This window comes from Crenobacter caeni, from assembly GCF_010435965.1.
Lineage (GTDB): Bacteria > Pseudomonadota > Gammaproteobacteria > Burkholderiales > Chromobacteriaceae > Craterilacuibacter > Craterilacuibacter caeni.
Genome location: NZ_JAAGAA010000010.1, coordinates 24,234 through 35,543, shown reverse-complemented (window position 1 = coordinate 35,543; position 11,310 = coordinate 24,234). Strand labels below are relative to the sequence as shown.

The window sequence follows — 11,310 nt, the reverse complement described above, 5'->3', positions numbered from 1 at the left end:
GCTCAGTATTCGTAACTGAAACGGCCGCCGACCACCTGGCGGCCATCGACGACGACCCGCCAGCGGTAATGGCCGGGCGCCGCGTATTCGGCGCCCTGGCCGAAGTCGCGCGGGAAGGTCAGGTAGCCGAATTCCCCGGCCTTCACGCGCAGGTCCCTGGCCAGTTTCAGGCCGTTCGGACCGCTCACCTCGAAGCGGGCGGTGTAGTCGCCCAATTCGCCGTACTTGTCGCGTACCCCCAGTTCGATCACCGGCGTGCTCATCGACGATTGCCAGCTCGGCGCAGCCTGCGCGACAAGGGGCAGCGCGAGGGCCAGCACACAGCAGATGCGTTTCATGGAAGGCTCCTGGGCGGAAAAACGCTCAGCCTGCGACCGCCGCGTCCGTCCCGTCAAGCGAGACGACCCGGTTGCGCCCGCCCGTCTTCGCGCGGTACAGGCGTTCGTCCGCCTGCGCAAGCTTGCCGCCGATGCCGTCTGCACGGGCATCCGACACGCCGACGCTGACGGTGACCCGCAGCGGGCGTCCCCGCACGTTCAGCACCTGGCTGGCCAGCGCCGTGCGGAACGCGTCCAGCCGTGCGTGGACAGCCCGGATGTCTGCCGACGCGAAGATCACGGCAAACTCCTCGCCGCCCAGCCGGGCGCAGGTCTCGTCCGGGAAGTGCTCGCACAACTGGTCGGCCAGCAGCGTCAGCGCGCGGTCGCCGCCGTCGTGGCCGTAGCGGTCGTTGACCGACTTGAAGTGGTCGACGTCGAGCATGGCGACGCAATAGGGCTGGCCGACCTGTTCGCTGGCCGCGAAGAAGGCGCGCCGGTTGGGCAGCCCGGTCAGCGGGTCGTGGTTCGCCGCGCGCACCAGCGCCTCCATGTTCTCCAGGAACTCGATGTTGTGGGTGATCCGGCAGTGGAACTCTTCGGCGTTGAACGGCTTTTTCAGGAAGTCGTCGGCGCCGGCCTTGATGAAGCGTGCGGTCGTCGTGCTGTCGGAAGCGCCGGAGATGCCGATGATCGCCAGGCGGTCGCGTCCGTACGCGCGGCGGATGCGGTGGGTCAGCGCGATGCCGTCCATGCCCGGCATGTCCTGGTCGACCAGCACCAGGCGGATCGCCGGTTCGGCGGCGAGCGCGCGGATCGCCTCGTCGGCGTCGCCGGCGAGCAGCACGCGGAACTGGTAGCGCTCCAGCAACTGCTTCAGGTGCTGGCGCACGGTGCGCGAGTCGTCGACCACCAGCGCGAAGAGCGCGCGGTTGCGGTCCAGGCGGCGCAGCAGCATCGCCACGTATTCGAGCGCGCCGGGCATGTCCTTGGGGACGTAGTCGACCACCGGTTGCGCCATCACCCGCTCGCGGGTCGCCGCGTCGTTGCGCGCGGTCAGCACCAGCGTCGGGATGCCGGCGGCGATCAGGTCGGCGAGCGCCTCGCCTTCCGGCGCGTCGGGCAGGCAGTAGTCGAGCACGGCGGCCAGCGGGCGCAGGCCGGCGGCCAGCCTCGCCTGCAGCGCCGCCCGGCTCTCTGCGGTATGCGCGCGGTAGCCGCCTTGTTCGACCACGCGCGTCAGCGGGCGCAGCACGCTCGGGCTGTCTTCGATCAGCAGGATGTCGGCGGCGGGCATCGCGATGGTCTCCGGAGCAAAAGGCTCACAGCATAACCCTCCGGTCATGAAAACGCATGAAAAGCCGGTGGGTGTCGCACGAATGCCTGCAGTGGCTGCCGTGTCGCGTTGACGCTGCCACCCGCCGCCTTGGACAATGGCGGCTTTGCCCGCGACCCGGATGCCCGCCTTGCTTGCGCTCTCTGAATTTTTCCGCGAAGACGTCGACCCCGCCGCGTTGCCGCTGGTGTCCCGGCTGACCGGCGCGTGGCCGATGCTGTCGGTGTTCGTCACCCTGTTCCGCGGCGGCGACGAGGAGGTGCTGGTGCGCCTGCTGGTACTGCGCGAACTGGGCGCGCGCGCCGACGCGCCGCGCTGGAGCCCGCAGGAGATCGCGCAGCGCTTCGCCTACCTGAACGACACCAAACTCTCCACCGTGCTCGCCCGCCTGAAGGACGGCGGCCTGCTGCAGTGGGACGGCGACGCCGGCCTGTGGCAGCTGTCCGAGGGGGCGCGCGTCGCGCTGTCGGCCTTGTCGACCATGGTCGACTTCGCCGGCGACGACGTCGAACTGGGCTACCTCACCAGCCAGGTCGCCGCCGGGCAGGCGGTCGGCCAGTTGTCGGACGACGCGCTCGCCCACCTGCTCGCCCGCCTGAACGAGCTGACCTGCGAGTTCGAGGACGCGCTCGAGTCGCAATCCGAGTTCCGCATCCGCGCGGCGCAGCACCGGCTGGAGGCCGTGTGGCGCTGGGTCGCCAAGAGCACCGAGGTGGTGCGCGGCCTGACCGCCGACGAGACGCTGACGCTCGCGCAACTGGCGCAGGCGCAGGCGGTCGCGCTCGCGCAAAGCCGCATGCTCGCGCTGGCCGGCACCTTCGAGCGGCGCCTCGCGCAACTGGCCGCGCAGCGCGTGCACCTGGGAATCTCCGGGCTCACCTCGACCGATATCGCCGACTGGCTGCGCCACCGCCAGCAGGGCCAGCTTTGCAAGCTGGCAGCCGGCGCGCTCGCCTTCGCGCCGGAGCCGGCCTTCCTGTCGACGCCGGAGCTGGCGGACGTCGCCGAGTACGAACTGATCGCGCGCGAACGCGCGCGTGCCGGCGACGCGGTGCTGCCAGGCAGTACCAGCGCGCCGGTGAGCGGCGCACCCGAGATCGAGCGCCTGCTGGAAGCCGAGGCGATGTACGACGTGCTGGCGACGCTCGGCATGGCCGGCGAGACCGACCTCCCGATCGACCGCGCGGTGCTCGCCGGCAGCTACGACGAGACCGCGTACCGCTTGTCGCTGTTGTCGCTATTGGGCGACCCCGACATGCGCGGCGACGACAGCATCGTCGCCCAGCTCGCCCGCCTGCCGCTGATGCTTACCGGCGGCCTGGGCGTGACCGAGCCCGAACACCCCGAGGTGGCCCGCCTCTCCGACGCCACCCTTAGCCGGATCCCCCAAGATGGACACTGAACTGAAAACCCTGTGCGCGCGCCTCTTGGCCCAGCGCGTGCTGCCGCGCGCAGACCCGCTGGTGCGCCGCGCGCTGATGGACGAGGCGTTCCGCGCCGAGCTGGACGAGCGTCTGGCCGGCACCGGCCTGCGCCTCGTCGAAAACCCTTATGCCGAGCATGTCGCGCTCGCGCTCGCGCCCGAGATGGGCGAGCCGGTGTTCGGCGCCGGCGAGACCTGGCAGAACAATACGCTGGGCCTGCCGCGCGACGGCGTCGCATTGTTGGTCGTACTGTGGGCGCTGATCATCCTGCCCAAGCGCGAGCGGCAGATCGCCCGCGTCGAGGCCGGCCGCGAGGGGCAGTCAGACATGTTCGGCGCGCTGAAGCCGCTCGCCACCGGCGAGGCGGTATCGTGCGGCGTGTCCGAGGACGCGCTGTACGCCGACTTCGGCCGCCAGCTGGGCGGACGCACCCGTTTTTCCGCCAACCTGGGCCGGCTGGCCAACCTCGGCTTCGTCACCCGCCGCAATAAGTGGATCGAAGAGGGGCCGCTGCTCGACGTGCTGATCGACTACAGCCAGATGGCGCCGCGCATCATCGAGGGTGCGCTGGCCGACCTGCTCTCGCAGCGGCGCGGCCAGCCGGCGGACGCCGCTGCGGCCGAGCCTGAACCCACGCCCGCCGGGCAAACGGAGGACGCCTGATGTTCCAGATGAAATCGGTCGAGATGGTGCACTGGGACTACTGGCAGCGGCTGACGGTGCCGCTGGACGCGCAGATCGTCACCATCATCGGCCCCAACGGTTCGGGCAAGACCACCTTGCTCGACGCCCTGCGCACGCTCTTGGCGATCAAGTGCTCGGGCAAGCGCGACTACAAGCGCTACGTGCGCAACAACCGCGAGCCGTTCGCCTACCTGCGCGGCGTGGTCGACAACCCGCGCCGGCTGGACGGCGGCCTGTACCCGACGCCGTTCTTCCCGCTGACCGCGCCGGAAGTCACGCTGGTGTGCCGCATCAAGAAGCAGGGCGGCGACTGGGTACGCCACTACGCGGTGCTCGAGGGCGACGCGCCGCTCGAGGCGCTGGAAGCGTCCGCGCAGTGGCTGGGCGTGCACGAGTACCGGCGGCGCCTGGAGGCGGCCGGGCTGACCGCGGCGGTCGGCGAGGTGCTGGCGCTCGAACAGGGCGACACCGACAAGCTGACCGAATACTCGCCGCGCCAGCTGCTGGACCTGGTGTTCCAGGTGTTCGGCGACAAGGACGTGCTGGTCAACTACCAGCGTGCACGCGAGGAGCAGAAGGCGACCGAGGCCGAACTCACGGCGCTGTCCGCCCAGCTTGAGCAGCAGTCGGTGCGCGTCGAGGCGATGCGCTTGCGCGCCGACCGCCACCTCGAATGGCGGCGGCTGCAGGATTCGATCCGCGTGCTGCAGGACGAGGCGCTGCCGGTGCTGTCGTGGCTGGACACCCGCAGCGAGCTCGCCGAGCGCTGGCAGGGCTACCGCGTGTCGCTCTCGGCGCTTGGCAAGGCGCGCGACGAGCAGCGCGGCACGCTCGCGCTGATGGCGACGCTGAATGCGGCCGAACAGAGCGCGCAGGCGGCGCGCGACAGCGCCGAGGCGCGCCGCGGCGCCGTGCAGCAGGCCTTCATGGCCGCACGCGACGCGGTGAAGGAAGTGGAAGGGCGGCTGAAGGAACGCGACCGCCTGCAGGCGCTCTCCGACAGCGCGTACGGCGACGACGCCGCGGCGCTCTCGGGCAAGCTCGCCGCCTTGCGCGCCGAAGCCGCGCAGTTGCGCGACGCGCTGCGCGACAAGCAACAGACACGGCGCGCGCTGGGCGAACGGCTGTCGGCGCTGGAGGCCGGCCGCGCGCGCGCGCCGGAAGACGTGCGCGCGATGCGTGCCGCGCTGGACGAAGCGGGCATCCGCCACGCGATGCTGTCGGACCTCGTCGAGGTGACCGACCCGGCGTGGCAGGGTGCGGTCGAGGCGCTGCTGCGCCCTTCGCGCCACGTGGTGTTGCTGGGCAACCCGGCCGACCGCCGCGAGGCGTGGGCGATCGGCGAGAAGCTGCGTTACCGCCACTTCATTGCGCCCGACTGCGAGGACGCGCCGCGTGCGCGCGCGGGCAGCCTCGCCGAGGTGGTGCGTTTGGCAGGGCCAGTGCCCTCGTGGCTCTCCCAGCAGCTGAACCGGGTGGCCCGCGTCGAGGACGCGCGCGAGGGCGCCAGCGTCGACGGCGACTGGATCACCCGCGACGGCTACTACCGCGAGCGGCGCGGCGCGCGCCATATCGGCGTGCCGGCGCACGACTACGCGTTCGGCGAGGCGGCGCGCCAGGCAAGCCAGGCCGCGCTGTCGCAGCAGTTGACTGCCCTCAACCGCGAGATTCTGGACGCCGAGGCGCGCCATGCCGAGTTGCAGCGCGAGGCAGCGGCGCTCGCAGAGTACCTGGGCGGGATGGACGCGATCCGCATGCTCGATGCGCGTGCCGAGGAGTTCGCCGCGCTCGACGCGCAACTGGCGGGCCTGCGCGAAGAGGCCGCGCGCCAGGGCGCTAAGCTTGCCGAAGCTGCTGCCGACAAGGACGCCGCCGAGGCGCGCTTCGCCGACGCGCGCCTCGCGCACGACCGCGTCTGCCAGCGCGAGCACGAGAGCCTCGCGCGCATCGAGCAGCGGGGCGCCGAAGTGGCGCTCGCGCGCCGGCAGATCCGCCGCCTGACCGCCGACGCGCGGCAGTGGCAGGGCAAGCTGCCCGCGGGCGTGTGCGCGCCGGAGTGTGTGGCCGCGCTCGAGGAGCGTTTCGAGTCGGCCGCCGAGGTGCGCCACGAGATTGCCTACCTGGAAGAGCGGCTTGCCGCCGGCGACTGGGAGACCGACCCGACGGTGCTCGAGCTCAGGAACAAGCTCGCCGACGACATGGCGCAGCTGGAGGGCGAGCGCATCCGGCGCGAGGGGGAACTGGCGCGCGCGGCCACGCTGACCGACGATGCGCGCGGCGCGTATATCAACAAGCTCAAGGCGACGGTGCGCGCTTACGGCAAGAACGTGAAGCGGCTGGGCGAGCTCGCCGGCATCGGCGTCGAGGTCGAGCTGCCGCAGCTCTCCAACGACGACACCGTGCTCGCGCAGGCCGGGCTGGTGTTGCGCTTCGACTTCGACCACAAGGGCATGACGGGCATGAACGACGGCGAGGGTTCTGGCGGCCAGCAGGTGATGAAGTCGCTGATCCTGCTGATCGGCCTGATGATGGACGAGGCGAACCCGTCGGGCTTCGTGTTCATCGACGAGCCGTTCGCCCACCTCGACATCTTCAACATCGACCGCGTCGCGGGCTTCTTGAAGGCGACCGAGGCGCAGTACCTGATCACCACGCCGAACACCCACAACATCAACATCTTCGCGCCGTCCGATTTGACGCTGGCGACGCGCAAGAAACGCCCGGGCGAGATCTGGGCGCCGCCCATCCTGCAGGCGCGCCGCAGGCTGGACGCGTAAGGGGGCGTACATGACAGGCTGGCTTACCCGCATCGACAAGCGGCGCGTCGCGCAGAGCCCCTTGGGTGTGCGCGGACGCAACCTCGCGCTCGACCCCCTGCTCGCGCCACAGCCCTTGGCGCTGTCGGACGCCGAGCGCGGCTTGCTCGCGCGCTGGCTTGAGGCGCGCGGCAGCCGGGTGCGCTGGCAGGCGCTGTGTGGCGGTGCGGCGGGCGAAGCCTTGCTCGCACGCCTCTTGGAGGCGGGCTGGTGCCGGGTCGAGCTGCAGTTGTCGGCGGAGGGCGGCCACGCTGGCGGCTTCGAGCCGTGTTGGGTCGAGTGGCTGGACAGCTACGGCCTGCGCGCGCTGTGCGGCATCGCGGCCGAGCCCGGTGCCGACGAGGAGGTGGTCGAGCTGTGGCGCGGCTGGCAGCCGCGCGCGGCAGCGCTTGCACCGCTGGCGGCGACGCTGCTGCAAGGCTTGCCGGCGGCTACACTCGAGCGACGGCTCGCGATTGCCCGCACGCTCGACGACTGGCTCGCGGCCGGACGCTGGGGCAGCGAGCGCGACTTCTCGCGCCACGCGCTCGGGCGCAGCCGCGCCTTCGGCGACGCCGACCGCGCGTGGCTGGCCGAGGCCGGCGTCGAACTGGCCGCGTGCGGGGTCGGCCCGCATGGCCCGCACCTGTTTGTCGCCGGGCCCGTCTCCTTGTGGGACGGCGCGGAATGCCTGGCGTCGCGGCGGCTGCTCGCACCCGGCGCGGCGCTCGCGCCGGACCTGCTCGCGGCCGTCACCCGCGCCGACGGGCGCGTCGAGGCGATCCGCGTGGTCCAGCAGCTTGCGGTGTTCGGGCGGCTGGGCATGGAGGGCGACGCGGCGCTGACGCTGTGCGTGCCGGCGGCGCCGCCGCCTGCCTGGCGCCGCGCGCTCGCCGCGCTGTTCGGCGCCTTGCGGGTGCCGGTTCAGGTCGCCTGCGACCTGTCGCCCGCCGGCATGGCGCTCGCGTTGGACATCGGCGCGCTCGCCGGCGCGGCGGGTTGCCCGTGGCAGCCGTGGCAGATGGCCGCGCCGACCGTCGTGCTGCAGCAGGCCGGGCAGCCGCTGGACGAAGCCTCCCGTGCCGCGCTCGCGCGCCTCGCCGCGCGGTCCCTGCCGGCGGCGCTGGCGACGCTTGCCGCGCAACTGGACGAGACCGGCTACTGGCTCGGCCAGGAGGTGCTGTTCGAGGCGGGGTGATCACCTGAATTGCCATTTGCATATCCGGTGGCGGTGCCGATAATGGGGTCTTTGTCCTGATTGCGAAGGAACTCCGATGAAGCTGATCGCCCTGACCGGCAACTCGCAGCGCCTCGACGGCGGCGCGATGTTCGGCAACGCCCCGCGCGCGCTGTGGTCGCGCTACCTGATACCCGACGACGCGCACCGGGTACCGCTCGCCTGCCGCTGCCTGCTCGCCGAAACCGCTGACGGCCGCCGCATCCTGCTGGAGACCGGCATCGGCGCGTTCTTCCCGCCCGAGCTGCGCGAGCGCTTCGGCGTGGTCGAGGCGGAGCATGTGCTGCTGGGTGCGCTCGCCGCGCAAGGCCTGACCGACGCCGACATCGACGTGGTGGTGATCTCGCACCTGCATTTCGACCACGCCGGCGGCCTGCTCGCCGCGTGGGACGGCGGCCCGGCCCGCCTGCTGTTCCCGAACGCCAAGGTGGTGGTCTCGCGCGAGGCGTGGGCGCGGGCGAACGCGCCGCACCCGCGCGACCGCGCGTCGTTCATCCCCGAACTGAACGCGCTGCTCGCGGCGAGTAGCCGCCTGGTGCTGACCGACGGCGAGACGCCGGACTGCCTGCCAGAGGACTGGCGCTTCCATGTCTCGCACGGCCACACGCCGGGCATGCTGCTGGCCGAGTTGCCGTCCGCCAGTGGGCCGCTGGTGTTCGCCGCCGACCTGATCCCCGGCGTGCCGTGGGTGCACGTGCCGATCACCATGGGCTACGACCGCTACCCGGAGCAACTGATCGACGAGAAGCAGGCCTTGCTGGACGGCCTGCTCGCACGCGAAGGCGCGCTCTTCTTCACGCACGACCCCGAAGTGGCCGCCGGCCGCGTGTTCCGCGACGGCAAGGGGCGTTACGGCGTCGAGGCGGCTAAGCTGTAGCTTGGGCGCGGGCAGTGTTGTATTTGTTTAACATATTTGACGAGTGTTAAACATTTGCATATTTAGGCCGTTTGCGTGCGCAAACCTTGTCAGACAAGGCGCAGGCGGCGGCCCGTCGACCCGCGCAGGTGGCTGATCCGGCGCCGGACCGATTTTTTTTTGCCTTGCCGCTTTGGCCTGCCCCCCGTATGGCGGATAATCGGCCGCCTTACAAAAAACGGGTGGAGACCCCGCGCCATGCTGATCGGCTTCGTCGTACTCTATCTTCTGCTGACCATGGGTGTGGGCGTGTACGCGTCCACTCGGGTCAAGAACTCCAAAGACTTTGCCACCGCCGGTTCGAGCATGCCGTTGCCGGTGGTGACCGCGATGGTGTTCGCCACCTGGTTCGGCTCCGAGGCCATCCTCGGCATCCCGTCGACCTTCCTCGCGGAGGGCTTCGGCGGCATCGTCGAAGACCCGTTCGGCTCGTTCGCCTGCCTGATGCTGGTCGGCGTGTTCTTCGCGCGCCGCCTGTACCGGATGAACTTGCTGACCATCGGCGACTTCTTCCGCAAGCGCTACGGTCCGCTGGTCGAGGCGCTGACCAGCATCGTCATCATCCTGTCCTACCTCGGCTGGATCGCCGCGCAGATGACCGCGCTGGGCGTGGTGTTCAACGTGCTCTCCGACGGTGCGATCAGCACCACTCAGGGCACGCTGATCGGCGCGGGCATCGTGCTGGTGTATACGCTGATGGGCGGCATGCTGTCGGTCGCGTTCACCGATTTTTTGCAGATGTCGATCATCGTGATCGGCCTCTTGTACCTGGTGTGGCTGATCGGCGGCATGGCCGGCGGCCCCGTCGCGGTGGTCTCGCACGCGGCAAGCGCGGGCAAGCTGACCTTCCTGCACGACACCGAACCCAGGACCGTCGTCGCCTTCATCGGCGCCGCGATCACCATGATGCTGGGGTCGATTCCGCAGCAGGACATCTACCAGCGCGTGATGTCGGCCAAGAGCGAGCAGGTCGCCCAGCGCGGCACCATCCTGGGCGCGATGTTCTACCTGTGCTTTTGCATGCTGCCGATCTTCCTCACCTACGCCGCCTCGCTGATCGAACCCGAGATGGTCGCGCGGGTGGGCGAGGTCGACCCGCAGATGATCCTGCCGACGCTGATCCTCGACAAGACGCCGCTGTTCGCGCAGGCGCTGTTCTTCGGCGCGCTGCTCTCGGCGATCATGTCGACCGCGTCGGGCACGCTGATGGCGCCTTCGGTCACCTTCACCGAGAACGTGCTCAAGCACCTGATGCCGCGGATGACCGACCGCCAGTTCATGCGCGCGATGCGGATCTCCATCGTGGTCGCCGCGATCTCGACCACGGCGTTCGCGTTGCTGTCGGACGCCAGCATCTACGAGATGGTCGGCAACGCGTACAAGGTAACCCTGGTCGCCGCGTCGGTGCCACTGATCGCCGGCGTGTTCTGGCGCCGTGCGACTACCCAGGGCGCGCTGTGCGCGATCGCGCTGGGGGTGATCTCGTGGGTGTCGCTCGAACTCACCTACACCGACGACGCGTTCTGGCCGCCGCAACTGGTCGGCTTCCTGATGAGCCTCTTTGGCATGATCGTCGGCTCGCTCGCACCGCAACGCGTCGCCAACCGCGCGGCCGACCACGCCGCCGTGCACTGAGCCTGCCCGTGGTTTCCCCTGACTTGCCTCCATTTAAATGGCATGGCAAGGTCGGGGGATGACGACCCCGCGCCCTGCCCAGACTTCCGCCTACCTGCTGCTGATCCTGACCACGCTGTTCTGGTCGGGCAACTTCGTGCTCGCCCGCGCGACGCACGCCAGCATCCCGCCCTTGACCCTGTCCTTCGCCCGCTGGGCGATCGCGCTCTTGGTGCTGCTGCCCTTCGGTGCAGGCCCCGCTTGGCGCGAGCGCGCGCTGTGGCTGCCGCACTGGCGGCGCCTGGTGCTGCTGGGTGTACTCGGCATCGCCGGCTTCAATTCGCTGGTTTATCTGGGCGTGCAGTCGACCACCGCGACCAACGCGGTGCTGATGAATTCCTTCATTCCCATCCTGATCGTGCTTCTGGGCGCGCTGTTCTTCGGCATGAAGGCCGGTGCGCGGCAGCTGGCGGCGATCGCGCTGTCGTTCGTCGGCGTGCTCGCGATCGTCGCGCATGGCGACCCGCTGCGGCTGATGCGGCTGGAGATCAACCACGGCGACCTGATCGTGTTCGGCGCGATGGTCGCGTGGGCGCTGTATACGCTGTTGCTGCGCGGCCTGCCGGCCACGCTCAACCGGCTGGGCCTGCTCACCGTGCTGGTGGCGATCGGCCTGTGCGCGATCGCGCCTTTTTTCCTGTTTGAGTTCGCGTCCGGCGCGCGCGCGCCGCTGAACGCGACCACCCTCGTCACCTTCGCCTACGTCGGCACCCTGCCGTCGGTCGCCGCCTACTACTTTTACAACCTCGGGGTCGCCCGCGTCGGCGCCGCGCGCGCCGGCAGCTTCATCCACCTGATGCCGATGTTCGGCGCGCTGCTGTCGGTGGTGTTCCTGGGCGAGGCCTTCCGCGCCTACCACGCCATGGGCTTCGCGCTGATCCTGACCGGCGTGTGGCTGGCCGCGCGGGCGAACCGTTGAACCATAGG

General features: G+C 70.3%; 9 protein-coding genes. 7 read left to right on the top strand and 2 right to left on the bottom strand.

Annotated elements, in window-relative coordinates; translation table 11 throughout:
- Nucleotides 1-2: 2 nt before the first annotated feature.
- Both GZH52_RS11520 and GZH52_RS11515 read right to left on the bottom strand, forming a co-directional pair.
- Nucleotides 3-338: a hypothetical protein gene (locus tag GZH52_RS11520; protein WP_163316614.1), complete on the bottom strand. Its 336-nt coding sequence runs from the start codon at nucleotides 336-338 to the stop codon at nucleotides 3-5.
- Between the two features lie 25 nt (nucleotides 339-363).
- Nucleotides 364-1,614, bottom strand: a complete 1,251-nt coding sequence (locus tag GZH52_RS11515; protein WP_163316613.1) for a response regulator — start codon at nucleotides 1,612-1,614, stop codon at nucleotides 364-366.
- Between the two features lie 160 nt (nucleotides 1,615-1,774).
- On the opposite strand from GZH52_RS11515, the gene GZH52_RS11510 reads away from it, so the two are divergent.
- The 7 genes from GZH52_RS11510 (at nucleotide 1,775) to GZH52_RS11480 (ending at nucleotide 11,302) form a co-directional block, all read left to right on the top strand.
- The gene (locus tag GZH52_RS11510) at nucleotides 1,775-3,055 is read left to right on the top strand and encodes a hypothetical protein (protein ID WP_163316612.1); all 1,281 of its coding nucleotides are present in this window, start codon (nucleotides 1,775-1,777) and stop codon (nucleotides 3,053-3,055) included.
- Nucleotides 3,045-3,740 carry a hypothetical protein gene (locus tag GZH52_RS11505; RefSeq protein ID WP_239058109.1) on the top strand — a complete coding sequence of 232 codons (696 nt, stop codon included), beginning with the start codon at nucleotides 3,045-3,047 and terminating at the stop codon, nucleotides 3,738-3,740. The genes GZH52_RS11510 and GZH52_RS11505 overlap by 11 nt, the downstream gene beginning before the upstream one ends.
- The gene (locus GZH52_RS11500) at nucleotides 3,740-6,538 is read left to right on the top strand and encodes an AAA family ATPase (RefSeq protein ID WP_163316611.1); all 2,799 of its coding nucleotides are present in this window, start codon (nucleotides 3,740-3,742) and stop codon (nucleotides 6,536-6,538) included. Before GZH52_RS11505 ends, GZH52_RS11500 begins: the two co-directional genes overlap by 1 nt.
- Nucleotides 6,539-6,548: 10 nt before the next feature.
- Nucleotides 6,549-7,754, top strand: a complete 1,206-nt coding sequence (locus GZH52_RS11495) for a hypothetical protein (protein WP_163316610.1) — start codon at nucleotides 6,549-6,551, stop codon at nucleotides 7,752-7,754.
- Nucleotides 7,755-7,830: 76 nt separating this feature from the next.
- Nucleotides 7,831-8,670, top strand: a complete 840-nt coding sequence (locus GZH52_RS11490) for an MBL fold metallo-hydrolase (protein ID WP_163316609.1) — start codon at nucleotides 7,831-7,833, stop codon at nucleotides 8,668-8,670.
- A 237-nt stretch (nucleotides 8,671-8,907) separates the two neighbouring features.
- Complete coding sequence (locus GZH52_RS11485) at nucleotides 8,908-10,344, top strand: high affinity choline transporter 1 (protein WP_163316608.1); 1,437 nt, start codon at nucleotides 8,908-8,910, stop codon at nucleotides 10,342-10,344.
- 58 nt (nucleotides 10,345-10,402) lie between these two features.
- Nucleotides 10,403-11,302, top strand: a complete 900-nt coding sequence (locus GZH52_RS11480; protein ID WP_163316607.1) for a DMT family transporter — start codon at nucleotides 10,403-10,405, stop codon at nucleotides 11,300-11,302.
- The last annotated feature ends 8 nt before the right edge of the window (nucleotides 11,303-11,310 follow it).

What these genes read in the sequence shown, in the direction of transcription:
- GZH52_RS11515 (WP_163316613.1), bottom strand. Translation starts at nt 1,614, where the DNA reads ATGCCCGCCGCCGACATCCTGCTGATCGAAGACAGCCCGAGCGTGCTG.
- GZH52_RS11480 (WP_163316607.1), top strand. Translation starts at nt 10,403, where the DNA reads ATGACGACCCCGCGCCCTGCCCAGACTTCCGCCTACCTGCTGCTGATC.
- GZH52_RS11500 (WP_163316611.1), top strand. Translation starts at nt 3,740, where the DNA reads ATGTTCCAGATGAAATCGGTCGAGATGGTGCACTGGGACTACTGGCAG.
- GZH52_RS11495 (WP_163316610.1), top strand. Translation starts at nt 6,549, where the DNA reads ATGACAGGCTGGCTTACCCGCATCGACAAGCGGCGCGTCGCGCAGAGC.
- GZH52_RS11490 (WP_163316609.1), top strand. Translation starts at nt 7,831, where the DNA reads ATGAAGCTGATCGCCCTGACCGGCAACTCGCAGCGCCTCGACGGCGGC.
- GZH52_RS11520 (WP_163316614.1), bottom strand. Translation starts at nt 338, where the DNA reads ATGAAACGCATCTGCTGTGTGCTGGCCCTCGCGCTGCCCCTTGTCGCG.
- GZH52_RS11505 (WP_239058109.1), top strand. Translation starts at nt 3,045, where the DNA reads ATGGACACTGAACTGAAAACCCTGTGCGCGCGCCTCTTGGCCCAGCGC.
- GZH52_RS11510 (WP_163316612.1), top strand. Translation starts at nt 1,775, where the DNA reads ATGCCCGCCTTGCTTGCGCTCTCTGAATTTTTCCGCGAAGACGTCGAC.
- GZH52_RS11485 (WP_163316608.1), top strand. Translation starts at nt 8,908, where the DNA reads ATGCTGATCGGCTTCGTCGTACTCTATCTTCTGCTGACCATGGGTGTG.